We start from the raw sequence: 18,344 nt of genomic DNA on the forward strand, positions 1-18,344 counted from the left end.
CGATGCGGTAACAAGGGCGTCGTGGCAGCTGACAGGGCACTCCCCGACCGGGCCCGGATCGTGATCATCGGTGGCGGGGTGGGCGGCGCCAGCGTCGCGTACCACCTCGCCCAGCTGGGCGAACGCGACGTGATCGTGCTCGACCGCGACGAGCTGACCAGCGGCTCGACCTTCCACTCGGCCGGGCTGGTCGGCCAGCTGCGGTCCGATCCGACGCTGACCAGGATGAACCAGCACTCCGCGCAGCTGTACGCGCAGTTGCAGACGGGTGAACATCCGCCCGGCTGGGTGCAGTGCGGCGGCATCCGGCTGGCCTGCACGCCGGACCGGATGGCCGAGGTGCGCCGGCAGATCGGCTGGGCCCGGGCGTTCGGCGTGCCGCTGGAGGAGATCAGCGCCGAGCAGGCCCGCGAGCTGTTCCCGCTCATGGACACCAAGGGCGTGCTGGGCGGCTCGTACCTGCCGACCGACGGCTACGTGGACCCCTCACAGCTGGCGTACTCGCTGGCCGCCGGGGCCCGCGCCGGCGGCGTGCGCATCCACCAGCACACCCGAGTGACCGGCATCGACGTCGAGCGCGGCCGGGTGACCAGGGTCCGCACCGACAAGGGCGACGTCGAGGCGGAGATCGTCGTCAACTGCGGCGGCATGTACGCGGCGGAAATCGGCCGGCTGGTCGGCGTGCGGATCCCGATCATCCCGATGTCCCACCAGTACGTGGTCACGGAGCCGGTGCGCGAGCGGGACGGTACGCACCTGCCGACGCTGCGCGACCCGGACAACCTCGTGTACTGGCGCGAGGAGGTCGACGGCCTGCTGATGGGCGGCTACGAGCGTGACTCACGGGCGTGGTCGCTCGATGACACCGGCCTGGACCGAATCCCCCAGGACTTCAACGGAAAGCTGCTCGCCGCCGACTGGGAGCGGTTCGCCGAGATCAGCGAGAACGCCGCGATGCGCGTGCCGGTGATGGCCGACCTGGGCATCCGCAAGCTGATCAACGGGCCGGAGGCCTTCACCCCGGACAACGAGTTCTGCCTCGGCGAGACCGAGGTGGCCGGCTTCTTCGTGGCCGCCGGGTTCTGCGCGCACGGCATCGCCGGCGCCGGCGGCATCGGCAAGGTGATGGCCGAGTGGATCGTGGCCGGCGAGGCCCAGCTCGACGTGTCCCACATGGACGTTCGACGGTTCGGCCGGCAGTACCGGTCGCCCTCGTACACGCTGGCCCGGGTCACCGAGAACTACGAGACGTACTACGACATCCCCTTCCCGCACCGGCAGCGCAGCGCCGGCCGGCCGCTGCGGGTGTCGCCGGTGTACGCCTGGCATTCCCAGCAGCAGGCCCATTTCAGCGAGAAGTCCGGCTGGGAGCGGGTCGACTACTACCAGAACAACATGTACGGCGGCGACGACTTCATGCAGCCGCGGGGCTGGGCCGGCATGGGCTGGTCGCCGGCCGTCGTCGCCGAGCACCGGGGCACCCGCGCCGCCGCGGGCCTGTTCGACGAGTCCTCGTTCGCCAAGATCGAGGTGTCCGGGCCGGGCGCGGCGAAGCTGCTGAGTTGGTTGTGCGCCAACGATGTCGACCGCGAGGTCGGCAGCGTCACCTACACCCAGGCGCTGAACACGCGCGGCGGCATCGAGTGCGACTTCACGGTGGCCCGGCTGGAGGAAGACCTCTTCCGGATCGTCACCGGCACCGCCTACGGCTCGCGGGACCTGGCCTGGCTGCGCCAGCACGCCCCGGACGACGGCTCGGTGCGGATCACCGACGTCACCGGGCAGTACACGTGTTTCGCCCTGTGGGGGCCGAATGCGCGCAAGATCCTGGCCCAGCTGACACCGGCCGGCCTCGACAACGAGTCGTTCCCGTACATGACGGCCCAGCAGATCACCGTCGGCGACGTGCCGCTGACCGCGCAGCGCGTGACCTTCGTGGGCGAGCTGGGCTGGGAGCTCTACGCCTCGGCCGAGTACGGCGCCGCGCTGTGGGCGGCGCTGTGGGAGTACGGGCAGGACTTCGGGCTGATCGCCGGCGGTTACAAGGCGATCGACAGCATGCGGCTGGAGAAGGGTTACCGGCTCTGGGGTTCCGACCTCACCCCCGACCACAATCCTTACGAGGCCGGGCTGGGCTTCTGCGTCAAGAAGGACAGGCCGTTCCTTGGCCGGGACGCCCTGCTGCGGGCCAAGGAGCAGGGCATCACCCGCCGTCTGCGCTGCCTGACGCTCGACGAGCAGCACATGGTTCCGTTGGGCGGCGAGCCGGTGCGCATCGGCGGCGAGGTGGTCGGCCGTGTGACGACCGGCGGATTCGGTTACACCGTGGACAAGCCCATCGCGTTCGCCTATCTGCCGGCGGACACCCCGATCGGCGCGGACCTTTCGGTGGAGTTGTTCGGCGAATGGGTCAATGGCGTGGTGGCAAGGGATCCGCTGTTCGACCCCAAGGGCGCGCGTATCAAGGCGTGACGCGGAAAGCGTTAACAGTCAAGGGATTTGTGGGGGTTAACCCCCGAATTCCTTGACTGGCCTGGTTCTCCTGGTATCTGTGGGTGTGAGCCACGTTACTGAGGGGACACCAAGTGAAGACATTACGAGCAGCGCTGGCGCTGCCGGTGGTGGCGCTCGCCGCCATCACGACGACAGGGCTCTCAACAGCAGGGCCCGCGACCGCGGCGCCGGATCAGCCGAGCCGGACGATCACCTGGGCGCCCTGTGCCCAGGACACGACCGTCGACTGCGGCCAACTGGTCCTCCCGATCAACTGGGACAACCCGAAGGACGGCACGTTCACGCTGGCCCTGGCCCGCCGCAAGGCCACCGATCCGGCCAAGCGCATCGGGTCCCTGGTGTTCGACCCGGGCGGCCCGGGCGGCTCGGGTGTGCTGTCGCTGCTGTACAACCCGACCATGTTCTCGCCGGAGCTGATGAGCCGGTTCGACATCATCGGTTTCGACCCGCGCGGAGTCAACCCGGCCAATGCCATCAAGTGCGACAGCGACGTGCTCGACCAGGCGCCGACCGATCCGCCGGACACGCCCAGGGGATTCGCCGCCGCGGTCGCGTTCCGCAAGACCCTCATGGACGACTGCCGCAAGCTCAGCGGGCCGCTGATCGACCACGTGGACGACATCAGCGTGGTCAAGGACATCGACGCGATCCGGGCCGCGCTCGGCGAGAAGAAGCTGACCTACTACGGCGTCTCCTACGGCACGCTGATGGGACAGCAGTACGCCGAACTGTTCCCCGACCACGTGCGCGCACTGGCCCTGGACAGCAACATGGACCACAGCCAGCGCACCACCGGCTTCACCGTCACCGAGGCGCAGACCGACGAGGACGCCTTCCAGGAATTCGTGAAGTGGTGCGACCGCGACACCACGTGCGCGTTGCACGGGCAGGATGTCAACCTGCTGTTCAACCAGCTCTACGCCAAGGCGCAGGCCGGCAAGCTGATCGATCCCAACACCCAGAAGCCGATGACCCCCGACGAGCTGTCCGGACTGCCCGTCGGCTACCTGTACGGGCCGGACTGGAAGTACCTGGCCCAGGACCTCAAGGCGCTGGCCGACGGCACCACCGCGTTCGGCCCCAAGGCCGACACCCAGGTGTATGTGTACTTCCCGTTCGCCTTCTGCGCGGACTGGAAGTTCGACCTGCCCAACGCCGCCTCGGTGGCGGTCCAGCGGCGCATCAGCAACGCCGTCGCGCCGACGCTGCGCCTGTCCGGCATCGGCTGGGGCGCGATGACCGGGTGTCTCGGCGTCGACAAGGTGGCCAATCCTCAGCACCAATACCAGATCCACGGCACGCCGCCGCTGCTGATCATCGGCGGCAAGCACGACCCGGCGACGCCGTACGCGTGGTCGGTCGGCGCGGCCAGCCAGATCCACAACTCCACGCTGCTGACCTATGACGGCTGGGGCCACGGCCAGTACTTCAAGAGCCCGTGCGTGGTCGACGCCACCGACCAGTACCTGATCTCGGGCAAGCTGCCGCCCAAGGGCACGCACTGCCCGGCCGTGCCGCCGAACACCACCGGCTTCGCCGGCCAGCGCTCGCCCCTGCCGGCCACCGGCTTCTGACTGTCTCAGGTGGACCGTTACTGGCCAGGTAGGTGCTGATCAGTCCGGTTCCGGCCGGCCGTTCGGATCGGATCCGGCGGCCGTGCCGAGGCAGGAACGGCCGCCGGTCTTGAATCGTGGTCCCCTCCGTGACGAGCGTGGAAGTCCACCCGTACGGAGGGGACCACTCCTGTGAGAACGACGATCACCCTGGCGCTCGCGGCCGCCACCGCGCTGTCGCTGGCCACGCCCGTGGCGGCGGCGCCGGTGCGTGCGATCACCTGGACGCCGTGCGCCGAGGACGCGACCGTGGACTGCGGATCGCTGGTGCTGCCGATCGACTGGGCCGATCCCGGCGCCGGCACGTACACCTTGGCCCTGGCCCGCAGGAGGGCCCGCGTGCCGAGCGAGCGCCTCGGCTCGCTGGTGTTCGATCCCGGCGGGCCCGGCAACTCGGGCACGGACTGGTTGCTGCACAAGGACTTCTTCACCCCGCAGATCCACGACCGGTTCGACACCGTCGGCTTCGATCCGCGCGGCACCGGCCGGAGCCAGCCCATCACCCGCGATCCGACGCTGGTCGACGCCCTGCCCACCTCCGATCCCTCGACGCCGCAGGGTTACGCGGATGCCGTGTCGTACAACAGGAAGCTGGTCGCCGACTGCCGACAGCGCAGCGGGCCGCTGTTCGACCATATCGACGATCTGAGCGTGGCCAAGGACCTGGAGGCGATCCGGGGCGCGTTGGGCGAGGACAAGCTGACCTACTACGGCGTCTCCTACGGCACGCTGATCGGCCAGCAGTAAGCCGAGATGTATCCGCAGCGGATCCGCACCCTGGCGTTGGACAGCAACATGGACCACAACCTGGACGTCACGTCGTTCCTGGGCACGGAAGCGCAGGCCAGCGCACGGCCAGGACGTCAACGCCCTGTTCAACCGGCTCTACACCAGGGCCCAGGCCGGCACGCTCGTCGACAGCGCCGGCGCGAAGATCACCCCGGACTTCCTGTCCGAGCTCCCCGGTCGGCCACCGTACGGGCCGGACTGGGCCGGGATCGCCCAGCAGCTCCAGGTGCACGGCGCGCCGCCGCTGCTGATGGTCGGCGCGTTGCACGACCCGGCCACGCCGTACGTGTGGCAGACCGATGTGGCCGGTCAGCTGCCGACCGCGACCCTGCTCACCTATGACGGGTGGGGCCACGGCCAGTACTTCAAGAGCTCGTGCGTGGACGACGCGGTCGACGACTACCTGATTTCCCTGGCCCTGCCCGCGAAGTACACGCACTGCCCCGCGGTGTCGCCCGCCGGCTCGCAACCGATGAGGCGAGGGGCTCCCGCTGTGGACGGGAGCCCCTCCGCGTCATGCGACGATGCCGAATTCGGGCGCCTGCACAGGATTCCCCTCCCCAAGGTCGATCTCCCCACGCCAGAAGTATCACGGGGCGCGCGGCAACGCCGACAGACCCGGGATTGCCCATCCGGCATGGGTAAGTTCACCCATGCCGCTCACTCGGCTTCGGTCGGCCCCAGTCCGTGGCGTTTCGCGTACTCGACGGCCTCGGCCCGGTTCTGCAGGCCGACCTTGGTGTAGGCGTGGTTGAGGTGCGTCTTCACGGTCGCCTCGCTGACGGCGAGCCGGCGGGCGATCTCCGCGTTGGTCAGGCCGGCGGCGACCAGTCTGAGCACGTCGGCCTCGCGGGCCGTCAGCTCGCCGCGGTGATCTCGCCCGATCGGGCGACGCGGGGCCGGATTCACGCCGGCCACCACGGCCCGCAGGGCGCGGATCACCGTGTCGCGGTCGGCCGTCGGCGGCAGCCAGCCGGCCGCGCCGGCCTGCAGCGCCGGCAGCACCTGGTCGTTGGTCGCGGGCAGCACCGCGATCACGATCACCACGGTCGTGGGGTGCTCGGCGCGGACCGCGCGCGTCAGCTCGACCGCGTCGCCGCCGGGCAGCGACAGGCCGAGCAGCAGCACTTCCGGTCGGTGCCGGTCGAGCAGCGGAGGTACCTGGGCGTGGTGCGTCGCCGTGCCGACCACGGCGACGCCGGGTAAGTGCCCGAGCGCGGCGTCCAGGCCGGATCTGACCGGGACGCGGTCCTCCGCGACCACGACACGGACGATCGGGGTGTCCAAAGCCGTCATGGGCAAATGATGGTATGCCCACCCCGAACTCGCCCGGATTTCGGTGTCGGTTCTAGTTCGCCAGCGCCGCCAGCACGAAATCGGCGATCTCGGCACCCAGTTGCTCAGGGGACTTGGGGCCGTCCGGCCGATACCAGGTGGGCAATTGGTTCACCACGCCCAGCGCGATCAGGACGGCCGTGTCGGCCGGCGTCACCGAGCTGAACTCCCCCGACGCCTGCGCCTTGGCGATGACGTCACGGAACGTGCGCTGGTACCGGCGGCGGTCGGCCCGGAAGGCGGCCATCCGCTCGGAGTCCAGCTTGTGCATCTCCCGGACGAACACCGCCGTCTCGTCGATGCGGTCCGCGGTGGTGACGACCAGGTTGACCATGATCGCCCGGACGGTCTGCACCGCCCCGTTGCCCTCGGCGATGATCCGGTCCAGCTCGGCGGTCTGCAGGCCGATCAGCGAGTGGTAGATCTCGTAGAGCAGGTCGTCCTTGGAGTCGAAATAGTGGTAGAGCGCGCCCTTGGTCACCTCGGCGTAGGTCACCACCTCCTGCACGGTGGTGGCGTCGAAGCCCTTCTCCGCGAACAGCTTCACCGCCGCGCGCAGGATGCGGCTCTCCATCGGGGTCAGCTCGCCGCGCCCCTGCGATGCCTTGGTCACGCCCGCTCCTTAGCTACTTCCGGCCCAGGGCCCTGACGACGTCGAACTGGTCCGCTCCCGTGGGCAGAACCATGATCGCGGGCGTGTCCAGGCCGTTCTCCACGTACTCCTGCACCCGCTCGCGACAGCGGTCAAGGCTGCCATGCACGACCAGGTCGTCCACCACGTGGTCCGGGATGGCCGCATTGGCGCCCTTGCGGTCGCCGGCCGCCCACAGCCGGTGCATCTCGGCCAGGTCCTCGCCACGGCCCAGCCAGTCGTGGAACGCCGCGTAGGCCGGCACCGTCAGGTAGCTGCTGATCAGCATCCGACCCAAAGCCCTTGCCGCCGCAACATCTTCCGTCGGACAGACGAAGACCCGGGCCACCAACTCCTTGCCCGTGCCCAGTTCCGCGCGCACCTGCGGCACGTCGGTCGGGGCCAGCCAGTTGGTGATCGCGCCGTCGGCCTCCTTGGCGGCCAGCCGCAGCATGCCCGGGCGCAGCGCCGCCAGCATGATCTGCGGGGCCTGCTCGGGGACCCGCTCCAGCTTGAACCGGCTCACCTTGAACGAGCCGAAGTCGCCGTCCACCTTCTCGCCGGCCAGCGCCTTCTGCAGGAACCGCAGCGTGTCGCGGACGTTGGCGAACGGCTCCGTGAACTCACGGGCGTTCCAGCCCTGCACGATCACCGGCGAGCTCGACCCGATGCCCAGCGCGAACCGTCCCGGCGCGAGCTCGGCGATGGTCGCCGCCTGCATCGCCAGCAGGCCGGGGCCGCGGGTGTAGACCGGGGCGATGGCCGTGCCCAGACGCAGCGAGGGCGCCCACTCCGCGGCCAGCGCCAGCGGCGTGAAGGCGTCCGTGCCGGCCGTCTCGGCCGACCACACGTCGGTGTAGCCCAGGTCGGGCAGGGACTTGACCAGGTCGCGCTGCTTCGGCAGCGGAATGCCGGCCAGCGGAAGCGTGATACCCCAACGACTCACTTCCACACCTCGCTAGCGCTCGGCGTGCGCGTTCGCGCGTGCACTGCGTTGAATGATTCGCTCGCAAGCTCGGTCATGCTCAGACCACCATCGGACGAATCGTGGCGCCGCCGTCGATGACCAGCGTCTGGCCGGTCATCCAGGACGAGTCGTCGCCGGCCAGGAAGACGGCCGCCTTGGCGATGTCCTCCGGCTCGCCGATGCGGCCGAGCGGCAGCGCCTTGTTCAGCTGCTCCTCGTTGTTCTCCCACAGGCCGCGAGCCAGGTGCGTGCGCACCACGCCGGGGGCGATCGCGTTCACCCGGGTGGTGGGGGCCAGCTCCATGGCGAACTGGCGGGTCAGGTGGATCACCGCCGCCTTGGTGGCGTTGTAGTAGCCGATGCCGATCTCCGGGGCCAGGCCGCCGATCGAGGCGATGTTGATGACCGAGCCGCCGGTGGCCGACATCGAGGCCTTCCACACCAGGCCCGTCCACAGCACCACCGACATCTGGTTGACCTGCACGGTCTTGTCCGCGCGGGGCACGTCCAGGTCGACCAGCGGGCCGTAGTACGGGTTCGTGCCGGCGTTGTTGACCAGGACGTCGATGCTGCCGAACTCCTCGACCGCCGCCGCGACACAGGCCTGGGCCTGCTCCGGCTCGCCGACGTGGGCCGCCTTGGCCAGCACCTTGGCCCCCGGCCGGGCCGCGCGCAGCTCCTCGGCGACCTGGTCGAGGGCCTCCTGCTTGCGTGAGGAGAGCACCACGTTCGCGCCCTGGGCGGCCAGCGCGAAGGCGATCGCCTTGCGATGCCGCGGGACGCGCCGGTGATCAGCGCGGTCTTGCCGGTCAGACCTGACATCTTCGTCGCTCCTGTGGTCGGGTGGCCCCCACGGTACAATACCGACCAGTCGGTACGCAGGAGCTACGAGGAGGTCTTCGGCATGCAGGTGCGCGACAGCGTGGTCGTGGTGACCGGGGCCGGTCGGGGGATCGGGGCGGCCCTGGCCCGCCGATTCGCCGCCGAGGGGGCCGCCGGCATCGTCGTCTCCGACGTGGACGGGGACTCCGCCGCGGCCGTCGCCGCCGAGCTCGGGGGCAAGGCCGTCGCGGTCGCCGCCGACGTCACCGACGCCGCCCAGGTCGCCGCCTTGGTCGCCGCCGCCGAGTCCCACTTCGGGCCCGTCGACCTGTTCTGCTCCAACGCCGGCGTGGCCTTCGGCCGGGGCATGGACGCCTCCCCCGCCGACTGGGCGACGAACCTCAACGTCAACCTCATGGCCCACGTGCACGCGGCCAACGCCGCCCTGCCGTCAATGCTTTCCCGCGGCCGCGGCTACTTCCTCAACACCGCGTCGGCCGCCGGCCTGCTGATGTCCCCCGGCGACGCCCCGTACAACGTGTCCAAGCACGCCGCCGTCGCCTTCGCCGAATGGCTCTCCGCCACCTACGGCGACCAGGGCATCGGCGTCAGCGTCCTGTGCCCCATGGGCGTGCGGACCGACATGCTCATGCCCGGCATCGAGCAGGGCGAGACCGCCGCCCTGGCCGTCGCCGCCTTCGGCGACATCCTCGAACCCGCCGCCGTCGCCGACATCGTCGTGGAGGGCCTGGCGGCGGAGCAGTTCCACATCCTCCCCCACCCCGAGGTCGCCACCTTCCTCCAGCGCAAGGCCTCCGACATCGACCGCTGGCTCTCCGGCATGCGCCGCGCCACCGCCCAACTCCCCCGCTAGCTACCTGCCCGAGACCGGGACTCGCCGACACCACCAAACCCCCGCGAGTCCCGCTCTCCGGCACACCGAGATACGGTTTCGGGCAGATCGACTTCGTACCGGTAACGCGGAGCTCGCCAGCACCGCTGCTACCGCCGATCGGCAGCACGCAGTCGTTGTCGAAGGTCTTCGACACCAGCAAGGTCGAGAACGGCGTCGAGTCGGTCCTGAGGAATGACTACAAGCTCGAGACCGACGGCGTGCGGTGCCCCGGGATCCAGCCCGTGCGGGCCACCTGTATCTGCCACATGCGCTTCCTACTTGACGCCTGGACGCAAGTAGGAAGCGCATGTGGCAGTTCGAAGGTGCCTCAGCGCAACGACCGCTTCAGGAAGTCGACCTGGAGCAGGAGGAGGTTCTCCGCGACCTGTTCCTGCGGGGTCATGTGGGTGACGCCGGAGAGAGGCAGCACGGTGTGGGGGCGTCCGGCGGCCAACAACGCCGAGCTCAACCGGAGGGTGTGGGCGGCGACCACGTTGTCGTCGGCCAGGCCGTGGATGATCATGAGGTCCTGGCTGAGCTTGGGGGCGTCCTCGATGAGGGAGTTGGCGTCGTAGACCTCGGGCCGCTCAACCGGGTTCCCGAGGTAGCGCTCGGTGTAGTGGGTGTCGTAGAGCCGCCAGTCGGTGACGGGGGCGCCGGCGATGCCGGCCCGGAAGACGTCCGGGCGGCGGAGCACGGCCAGGGCGGACAGGTAGCCGCCGTAGGACCAACCCCGGATGGCGACGCGGGAGAGGTCCAGGAACGGGAACTGCGCGGCGGCGGCGTGGAGGGCGTCGACCTGGTCGTCGAGGGTGGCGCCGGCGAAGTCGAGGTGGATGGCCCGCTCCCACCCGGGACCCCGGCCGGGAGTGCCGCGACCGTCGACGACGAGGACGGCGAAGCCCTGGTCGGCCAACCACTGCGAGGCGGTGAAGGCGTTCCGGGTCTGCACGACGCGCTGGGCATGGGGCCCGCCGTAAGGGTCGAGCAGCACGGGCAGCGGGCCGTCGACGTAGCCGGTGGGCAGCAGCAGGGCGCCGCGAAGGCCCCGCTCCCCCAGCTCCAGCAGCTGGACGTTGGGCGTGATGGACGGCGTCTCGGCCAGCGACTCGATGCCACCGACACGAGTGGAGCCACGGAAGACCTCGGCCACAGTGCCGAAGAAGCCGAGACCGGTGCTCAGCCGCACGGTGACGTCGCCGTTGCGGGCGATGGCGTGCACGCCGTCGCCGACGGACAGCCGCTCGACGCCGTCCTTGCGCACGCGGTAGGTGTGGATCTGCGTGGGATCGCCCTCGGATGCCCGGACCAGGATGTCTTCGGTCGTCACTGAAGTCACGGAGCGTACTTGCAATGAGCCGTCGGTCAGCACGTCGTCGCCGACGACCAGGCGCCAGGCGCCGTCGATGGCGGCGATCCGGACCAGCCGGCCGTCCTTGGTCCACGCCGGCACGCCGGGCATGATGTCGACCCACTGCGGGTCGCTGTCCTCGTGCAGCACGGACGTCGCGCCGGTGGCCGGATCCAACGCCAGCACCCGCTGCGTGCGCTGGTCACGGGACTGCACGAGCAGCAGCGGCGCCCCGCCGGCGGACCAGTGCGCGGTCGCCAGGTACGGGAAGGCCACGCGGTCCCACTGCACGTCCACGCGCGAGCCGTCGAGGCCCAGCACGGCGAGGCTGACGTCGGCGTTGGCCGTGCCGGCGGCCGGGTAGGCGATCTCCGCCGGCACCGTGCCGGGGTTGGCCGGGTCGGCGATGTGCCAGCGCTGCACCGGTTTGTTGTCGACGCGCGCGGCCAGCAGCCGCTCCCCGTCCGGCGCCCACCAGTAGCCCCGGAACCGGTCCATCTCCTCGGCGGCGATGAACTCGGCGACGCCCCACGTCACCTCGTCCCCGTCGGGCACGGCCAGGCCCCGGTCGCCCGAGCCGTCCACGCCGACCACCCGCAGCTCGCCGGCCACCACGGCGTACGCCACGTGCCGGCCGGTCGGGTCGGGCCTCGGGTCGATCACCGGGCCGGGCGTGGCCAGCTCAGCGGTCGCGCCGGTGGCCAGGTCGGTCACGTGCACCTTGCCGGACAGCGCGAACGCCGCCACGGTCAACGCCGAGTCGGTGGCGTACCCGACCACACCGGCGGCCGACTCCCGGCTGCGCTCACGGCGCGCCCGCTCCTCCGGCGAGAGGTCCTCGCTGTCGGAGAAGGGGTCGAACAGCGGGGTCTCCCGCCCGCTCTCGACGTCCAGGCTCCACAGGCCGGTGCGACGGTCGGTGCCCGACGCGGAGCGCAGGAACAGCACCCGGGATCCGTCCGGTGCGACGGTGAACGCCCTGGGCACACCGAGCGAGAAGCGCTGGGTGCGGGCTTGCTGGCGGGGGAAGGACAGCTCAGCAGTCACAGGCCCACCCCGCTAGCGCTCGGCAGGTCTGCGACCCAGGTCCCTGTCTTGAATGGTTCACTCGCAAGCTCGCTCACAGCAGCGACCCTATCCGTCCCCGCCCAGGTCACGCCGCTGCGATATCGGCGTAGCCCCGCAGGATGCCGGCCCAGCCGTTCTCGTTGTCCACGCCGCTGGCCACGGCCTGCCAGTTGCCGCCGTGCCGCTCGAAGTGCCGGTGCTCCAGCTCGACGCGGGTCACGTCCGGGCCTTCGGCGACGAAGCGGATCTCGACCTCGCTGGCCTTGGCCGGGTCCGGGTCGTACGCCCACTCGCCGTTGAGGTGCCAGCTGACCACCACGCGGTTGGGCGGGTCGTAGACCAGCACCGTGCCCCAGTCGCACTCGCGGCCGTCCACACCGCGCTCGTACCAGCGGCCGCCCTGCCGCTGTTCCATGATCGCCTCGGCCATGTCGGCCTTGCCGATGTGGTGCGAGGACGGCCACCAGGTGGCGAACCCGGCCGTGAAGACCTTGAAGGCGTGCTGCTGACCAGCTCTGACGGTGACGGTCTTGACGACGCTCATGACGGCTCCTCGGGTGTGTTCTCGACGGCGGCCGCGTAGGCGGCCAGTGCGCGGTCCCACACCAGGTCCAGGTAGGCCCGCAGGCCCGCGACCCCGCTCGGGTCGACCCGGTAGAGGCGCCTGGTGCCGACGGCGTCGTCGATCACCAGCCCGGCCTCCTTGAGCACCTTGAGGTGTTGGGACACGGCCGGACGGCTGATCGGCAGCTCGCGGGCGAGCTCGCCGACGGCCTTCGGCCCGGTGGCGACCAGCTCGAAGACGGCCCGGCGCATGGGGTCGCCCAGCGCGCCGAGGCCGTCGGTTCGGTAAGTCGCCACGAACGGTAAGCTACGGCTTACCGAGACTGTCCGTCAAGTAGTGTGCCAAGTAGCGTGCACAACTGTGCAGCGGTTCATCACCGGCCCGGCCGTGGCCCGGCTGGAATGGGTGCTCGACGGCCTGGACGGGGAACGCGGCTGGGGTGAGGACGCCGCCGAGGTGCTCGCGCCCGGGTTCGCCGAGGCCGTCCCGCCCGAGCAGTACGTCAAGATCACGCGGCGGCGGGCCATGGACTACTCGCCGGTGGTCGTGCTGGGGTTCGACATCGTCAACGACACGACCGCGCGGGCTCGGCTCCGCCGCCATGACGGAACCGTGGATGTGGTGTCGTGCACGGTGGAAAGCGCTTCACCGCACCGGATCGTCCACACCTACGTCACCGGGCTGGTGCCCGATGACCTGACGCCGCGCCTGCCGGCCGACTTCGCGCGGCACGATGTTCCCGACACGGCAACGGATGCGCGGCTGATCGTGTTCTCCGGCGTGCCCGGCAGCGGCAAGAGCACGCTGGCCGACGCCGCCGGCCGTGAACTCGGCATCCCCGTCTTCGCCGCCGATTGGGTCCTCGGCGCGCTGACCCCGTTCGGCGGCCGGCATTTCGAGTCACCGCTGTCCATTGCCGAGGAACTGCTGACCACGTTGGCGTTACGGCAACTGGTCGCCGGCCAGTCGGCGATCCTCGACCATCCAGCCGAGCGGATCGCCACCCGGGAACGCTGGCGCAGCCTGGCCTCACGCACCGGCGCCGATTTCCGGGCGGTGGTCTGCATCTGCTCGAACCCCACGACCCATCGCAAGCGCCTCGAAACCCGCACGCGCGGCATCCCCGGCTGGCACGACGCCAGCGACTGGGGCAACGTCCGTCAGCGCCAGGCCGGGTTCCAGGGCTGGGCCGGCGAGGCGCTGACCGTCGACACGGCCCAGCCCTGGGGAATGGTCTTCGCCGCGGTGCGGCGGCACATCATCGATTGACGAGGTTCAGGAGTTCTGCGGGAACCCGAGGTTGATGCCGCCGTGCGACGGGTCCAGCCAGCGGCTGGTCACGACCTTGGACCGGGTGTAGAAGTGGACGCCTTCCGGGCCGTAGGCGTGGGAATCGCCGAACAGGGACTGCTTCCAGCCGCCGAACGAGTAGTAGGCCACCGGCACCGGGATCGGCACGTTGACGCCGACCATGCCCACCTCGACCTCGTGCTGGAACCGCCGTGCGGCCCCGCCGTCGTTGGTGAAGATGGCAACCCCGTTGCCGTACGGGTTGTCGTTCACCACCGCCACGGCGTCCTCGTACGAGGACCTCCGCACCACCGACAGCACCGGGCCGAAGATCTCGTCCCGGTAGAGCGTCATGTCCGGCTCCACGCCGTCGAAAAGCGTTGGCCCGAGCCAGAAGCCGGCCGAGTCTCCGTCGATCACATGGGAACGGCCGTCGACGACGAGCCGGGCGCCCTCGGACACGCCGGTGTCCAGATAGGACGTGACCTTGTCGCGATGGGCCCCGGTGACCAGCGGGCCCATCTCGCTGTCGGGCTTGCGCCCGTCGCCGACCGACAACCCCGGGAGCCGCTCGGCGATCTTGGCGACCAGCTCGTCGCCGATGGGATCCACGGCCACCACAACGGAAACGGCCATGCACCGCTCCCCTGCCGAGCCGAAGCCGGCGTTCACCGCGGCGTCGGCGGCGAGATCGAGATCGGCGTCGGGAAGCACCACCATGTGGTTCTTGGCGCCGCCCAACGCCTGCACGCGCTTGCCGGCGGCGGTGCCGGTCTCGTAGACGTAACGGGCGATCGGGGTGGAGCCGACGAACGAGATCGCCTTCACGTCACGGTGTTCCAGCAGCCGGTCCACCGCGACCTTGTCGCCGTGCACCACGTTGAGCACACCGGCCGGCAACCCGGCCTGGGCCCACAGGTCGGCGATGAGCATCGACGCCGACGGGTCCTTCTCACTGGGCTTGAGCACAACCGTGTTGCCGCAGGCAATCGCGGTCGGCACGAACCACAGCGGCACCATGGCCGGGAAGTTGAACGGCGAGATCACGCCGACCACGCCGAGGGACTGCTGGATGGAGTACACGTCCACCCGGGTCGAGGCGTTCTCGCTGAAGCCGCCCTTGAGCAGCTGCGGGATGCCGCACGCGTACTCGACGTTCTCGATCGCCCGCTGCACCTCGCCGGCCGCGTCGGAGAGCACCTTGCCGTGCTCGGCGGTGATGCGGGCGGCCACCTCGCTCTTGTTGGCCACCAACAGCTCCCGGAACCGGAACAGCACCGTCGACCGCGCCGCCAACGACGCCTCGCGCCAGGTCAGCCAGGCCTTCGACGCCGCCGCGACCGCCTCGTCGACGACGTCGGCCGACGCGAAGTCCACAGTGGACGCCACGGAACCCGTTGCCGGGTCGTACACCTCACCGACCCGCGAGGCGGTGCCGGTCCACAGCTTGCCGTCGATCCAGTGCGTGGTCATCGGGACAGCTCCTCGTTGGTCACGGCGATGGACTCGGCCAGGATCTCCAGGGCCTCATCGGCCTCCGGCTCGGTCAACGTCATCGGCGGGGCCAGCCGCAGCACGTTCCCGTTGAGGCCGCCCTTGCCGATCAGCAGGCCACGCTTTCGCGTCTCCTCCAACACCTTCGCCGCGGCACGGGCGCTCGGTTCGTCGCCGCCCGGCTCGACCAGCTCGACGCCGATCATCAGGCCCTTGCCGCGCACGTCGCCGATCACCGGGTTCTCGTCGCCGACGTGGCGCAGGCCGTTCATCAGCTTGTTGCCCAGCTTCAGGGCATTGGCCTGGAGATCGTGCTCCAGCACGTAGTCGAGGGTGGCGTTGGCGGCCGCGGTGGAGATCGGGTTGCCACCGAAGGTGGAGATCGAGTTGGCGGTCAGGCTGTCCATGATGTCACCACGGGCGATCACGCCGCCGATCGCGAAGCCGTTGCCCAGCCCCTTCGCGAAGGTCATCATGTCCGGCACGACGTCATGGGCCTGGATGCCCCAGAAGTGCTCGCCGGTGCGACCCCAGCCGGTCTGCACCTCGTCGGAGATGAGCAGGATCCCGTTCTCGTCAAGTACTTCCTTGAACGCCGCGAACAGGCCGTCCGGCGGGGTGGTGAAGCCGCCGACGCCCTGGATCGGCTCGGCGATCATGCACGCCACGTCGCCGGCGGTGGCGGTGGCCAGCACCTCGTGCAGGTCGGCCACGCAGGCCTTGATGTAGTCGGCGTCGCTGAAGTCCTTGAACGGCCCGCGATTGCGGTTGCCGCCGTGCACGTAGCTGACGTTGACCGGACTGAGCGAGGAGGCCGACCAGCCGCGGTTGCCGGTGACGGCGATCGTGCCGAAGCCGCGGCCGTGGTAGGAGTTGCGCAGGGCCAGCACCTGGTTGCTGCGGCGGAACTGGGTGGCCAGCATCATCGCCGTCTCGTTGGCCTCGGTGCCCGAGTTGGTGAAGAACACCTTGGCGTCGGGGATGCCGGACAGCCGCGCGATCTTCTCGGCCAGCTCGACCTGCTGGCGGATCAGGTACAGCGTGGAGGTGTGCACGATGCCGCCGGACAGCTGCGCGCGCACGGCGTCGGAGATCTCCGCGATGTCGTAGCCGATGGCGTTGGTCAGGATGCCGGCGAAGAAGTCCAGGTACTGGTTGCCCTCGGCGTCGGTGACGCGGCGGCCCTCGCCGTGCGTGATCTCGATCGGCTCGTCGTAGTACAGCGCGAGCCACCCGGGCAGCACAGCCTTATGCCGGGCGAGCAGTTCAGCGTGCGACGACATGGCGTTCCTCCCGTGGTGGACCGGACCCGCAAGCGAGTGTGCGGCCCGGCGGGTCACCGCGGTAATGGACAACCTGTAGCGGGTTGGGCCGCCTAGACTGACACTGTGTCCAAGCTGGCCAAGAGCTCGGTGTTCCCGTCCGTGTCGGACGTGCTGACCATGCCGCTCATCCGGCGCGGCCGGCCCCGGCTGGCGGCCGGGTCGGCGGGGCTGGACGGCCGGGTCCGATGGGTGCACGTGGCCGAGGTCGCCGACATCGGGCCGCTGCTGCGCGGCGGCGAGCTGGTGCTGACCACGGGCATCGCGCTCGGTGACGACCCGGCCGAGCTCACCGCCTACATCGACGGGCTGGCCGACGCCGGGGCCAGCGGCGTGGTCTTCGAGCTGGTCCGGCGCTGGACCGACGCGCTGCCGGCGGCGCTGCTGGCCGCGGCCGAGCGGCGGTCACTGCCCGTGATCACGCTGGCCCAGGAGACCCGGTTCGTGGCCATCACCGAGGCGGTGGTGGCGATGATCGTCGACGCCCAGCTGGCCGAGCTGCGGGCGGCCGAGCAGGTGCACGAGACCTTCACGGCGCTGACGGTGTCCGGGGCGGAGCCGTCCGAGGTGCTGCGCGAGGTGGCGCGGATGACCGGCGCCCCGGTGGTGCTGGAGACGCTCGGTCACGACGTGCTGGCCTACGACGCGGCCGGCGGCGAGGTGGCGGAGCTGCTGGCCAACTGGGCCGAGCGGTCCCGGGCGGTCAACGTCGCCGAGCGCACGGCGTACCACCCCGGCGCCGGCTGGCTCGTGACGATCGTCGGCGCGCGCGGCAACGACTGGGGCCGATTGGTGCTGGTCAGCCCCGACTCGCCGCCGCACCGGCTGGTCGTGGTGGCCGAACGGGCCGCGTCCGCGCTGGCCGTGAACCGGCTCGTCGCCCGGGACCGGGAGAGCCTGGAGCGGCACACCCATCGCACCCTGTTGACGGAGCTGCTGGCCACCGGCGCGCCGCCGGTGGATCTGGCCACCCGGGCCGGGGCGCTCGGGGTGCCGCTGGAGGGGAGGCAGCTCGTCGGCATGGCCATCCGCCCCGAGACCACGCCGTCGGCTACCCAGGAGGCGCTGCGCGATCTGGCCGAGGCCACCGCGTCGGCCGCCCGTCGCACCAAGATCCCGGCCCTGGTCGGGGAGTCGACGACATCTCCGTGCGGGCCCCTGCTCTCGCTGCCGTCGCAGTCCACTGTGGACGCCGCGCTGAGACGCCTTGCCTCACAGATCAGGAGTTCCCCCACCTCGATCCCCGTGGTCATCGGCGTCGGCACCACCGTGCGGTCCATCACCGACGGCCGTCGCAGCATGATCGAGGCCGCCCACGTGGCCAACGCCGCCCTGCGCTCCCCCGGCACCCGCAGCTACCACCGGCTCGACGACGTCCGCCTGCGCGGGCTGCTGCACCTGCTCCGCGAGGACGAACGGCTGTCGGCCTTCGCCGAACGTGAGCTGGGGCCGCTGCTGGCCCGCGATACCGCCCAGGGCAGCCGCCTGATCGACATCCTGCGGGTGTTCTGCGAGCACGGCGGCAACAAGTCAGCCGCGGCCGCCGCCGCGCACATGTCCCGCACCGCCTACTACCAGCAGCTGTCCCGCATCGAGTCGGTTCTCGGTGTCTCGCTTGAGGATCCCGAGTCCATGCTGTCCCTCTACGTTGCCCTGCTGGCAATGGATCTTCCCTGCTAGGGTCGGTT

17 protein-coding genes are annotated in these 18,344 nt (G+C 70.4%); 7 read left to right on the top strand and 10 right to left on the bottom strand.

The annotated features are described in order from the left end of the window. The first annotated feature begins 21 nt into the window (after positions 1 to 21). From KUTG_RS13775 to KUTG_RS13785, 3 genes are all read left to right on the top strand, one after another. A complete protein-coding gene (locus tag KUTG_RS13775) occupies positions 22 to 2,472 on the top strand; it encodes a GcvT family protein (protein ID WP_043717203.1) in 2,451 nt (816 codons plus the stop codon). Between the two features lie 113 nt (positions 2,473 to 2,585). Further along, entirely contained in the window at positions 2,586 to 4,088 is a 1,503-nt protein-coding gene (locus KUTG_RS13780) for an alpha/beta hydrolase (RefSeq protein WP_043717205.1), read from the top strand. A 171-nt stretch (positions 4,089 to 4,259) separates the two neighbouring features. Then, positions 4,260 to 4,874, top strand: a complete 615-nt coding sequence (locus tag KUTG_RS13785; RefSeq protein ID WP_043717206.1) for an alpha/beta fold hydrolase — start codon at positions 4,260 to 4,262, stop codon at positions 4,872 to 4,874. A gap of 138 nt (positions 4,875 to 5,012) precedes the next feature. On the opposite strand, the gene KUTG_RS61195 is transcribed toward KUTG_RS13785, so the two are convergent. Further along, entirely contained in the window at positions 5,013 to 5,195 is a 183-nt protein-coding gene (locus tag KUTG_RS61195; protein WP_043717207.1) for a hypothetical protein, read from the bottom strand. Between KUTG_RS61195 and KUTG_RS56280 the strand changes: the two genes are divergently transcribed. Then, positions 5,167 to 5,661, top strand: coding sequence for an alpha/beta hydrolase (locus tag KUTG_RS56280; RefSeq protein ID WP_157495554.1), 495 nt, complete (start codon positions 5,167 to 5,169; stop codon positions 5,659 to 5,661). The two genes, KUTG_RS61195 and KUTG_RS56280, sit on opposite strands and share 29 nt — an antisense overlap. On the opposite strand, the gene KUTG_RS13795 is transcribed toward KUTG_RS56280, so the two are convergent. From KUTG_RS13795 to KUTG_RS13810, 4 genes are all read right to left on the bottom strand, one after another. Further along, positions 5,577 to 6,212 carry a response regulator transcription factor gene (locus tag KUTG_RS13795; RefSeq protein WP_043717208.1) on the bottom strand — a complete coding sequence of 212 codons (636 nt, stop codon included), beginning with the start codon at positions 6,210 to 6,212 and terminating at the stop codon, positions 5,577 to 5,579. The genes KUTG_RS56280 and KUTG_RS13795 overlap by 85 nt on opposite strands. Positions 6,213 to 6,264: 52 nt before the next feature. After that, positions 6,265 to 6,864: a TetR/AcrR family transcriptional regulator gene (locus KUTG_RS13800; protein ID WP_043717209.1), complete on the bottom strand. Its 600-nt coding sequence runs from the start codon at positions 6,862 to 6,864 to the stop codon at positions 6,265 to 6,267. A 13-nt stretch (positions 6,865 to 6,877) separates the two neighbouring features. After that, a complete protein-coding gene (locus KUTG_RS13805) occupies positions 6,878 to 7,828 on the bottom strand; it encodes an LLM class F420-dependent oxidoreductase (protein WP_043729268.1) in 951 nt (316 codons plus the stop codon). A gap of 79 nt (positions 7,829 to 7,907) precedes the next feature. Then, the gene (locus KUTG_RS13810) at positions 7,908 to 8,576 is read right to left on the bottom strand and encodes an SDR family oxidoreductase (protein WP_232240792.1); all 669 of its coding nucleotides are present in this window, start codon (positions 8,574 to 8,576) and stop codon (positions 7,908 to 7,910) included. Positions 8,577 to 8,753: 177 nt separating this feature from the next. Between KUTG_RS13810 and KUTG_RS13815 the strand changes: the two genes are divergently transcribed. Next, a complete protein-coding gene (locus KUTG_RS13815) occupies positions 8,754 to 9,545 on the top strand; it encodes an SDR family oxidoreductase (protein ID WP_043729269.1) in 792 nt (263 codons plus the stop codon). 349 nt (positions 9,546 to 9,894) lie between these two features. On the opposite strand, the gene KUTG_RS13820 is transcribed toward KUTG_RS13815, so the two are convergent. From KUTG_RS13820 to KUTG_RS13830, 3 genes are all read right to left on the bottom strand, one after another. After that, entirely contained in the window at positions 9,895 to 11,964 is a 2,070-nt protein-coding gene (locus KUTG_RS13820; protein WP_043717211.1) for a S9 family peptidase, read from the bottom strand. 106 nt (positions 11,965 to 12,070) lie between these two features. Beyond that, positions 12,071 to 12,529 carry an SRPBCC family protein gene (locus KUTG_RS13825; RefSeq protein ID WP_043717212.1) on the bottom strand — a complete coding sequence of 153 codons (459 nt, stop codon included), beginning with the start codon at positions 12,527 to 12,529 and terminating at the stop codon, positions 12,071 to 12,073. Then, positions 12,526 to 12,846, bottom strand: a complete 321-nt coding sequence (locus KUTG_RS13830) for an ArsR/SmtB family transcription factor (RefSeq protein ID WP_043717213.1) — start codon at positions 12,844 to 12,846, stop codon at positions 12,526 to 12,528. Before KUTG_RS13830 ends, KUTG_RS13825 begins: the two co-directional genes overlap by 4 nt. 64 nt (positions 12,847 to 12,910) lie before the next feature. On the opposite strand from KUTG_RS13830, the gene KUTG_RS53390 reads away from it, so the two are divergent. Continuing rightward, a complete protein-coding gene (locus tag KUTG_RS53390; protein WP_052394455.1) occupies positions 12,911 to 13,819 on the top strand; it encodes a P-loop nucleotide/nucleoside kinase family protein in 909 nt (302 codons plus the stop codon). 6 nt (positions 13,820 to 13,825) lie between these two features. Here the strand turns inward: KUTG_RS53390 and KUTG_RS13840 are convergent, their stop codons facing one another. Next, the gene (locus tag KUTG_RS13840) at positions 13,826 to 15,313 is read right to left on the bottom strand and encodes a CoA-acylating methylmalonate-semialdehyde dehydrogenase (protein ID WP_043717214.1); all 1,488 of its coding nucleotides are present in this window, start codon (positions 15,311 to 15,313) and stop codon (positions 13,826 to 13,828) included. After that, entirely contained in the window at positions 15,310 to 16,617 is a 1,308-nt protein-coding gene (locus tag KUTG_RS13845; RefSeq protein ID WP_043717215.1) for an aspartate aminotransferase family protein, read from the bottom strand. The genes KUTG_RS13840 and KUTG_RS13845 overlap by 4 nt, the downstream gene beginning before the upstream one ends. 129 nt (positions 16,618 to 16,746) lie before the next feature. Between KUTG_RS13845 and KUTG_RS13850 the strand changes: the two genes are divergently transcribed. Further along, positions 16,747 to 18,336: a PucR family transcriptional regulator gene (locus KUTG_RS13850; protein ID WP_043729273.1), complete on the top strand. Its 1,590-nt coding sequence runs from the start codon at positions 16,747 to 16,749 to the stop codon at positions 18,334 to 18,336. Positions 18,337 to 18,344: the final 8 nt, after the last annotated feature.

The organism is Kutzneria sp. 744, assembly GCF_000568255.1.
Classification (GTDB): Bacteria; Actinomycetota; Actinomycetes; order Mycobacteriales; family Pseudonocardiaceae; genus Kutzneria.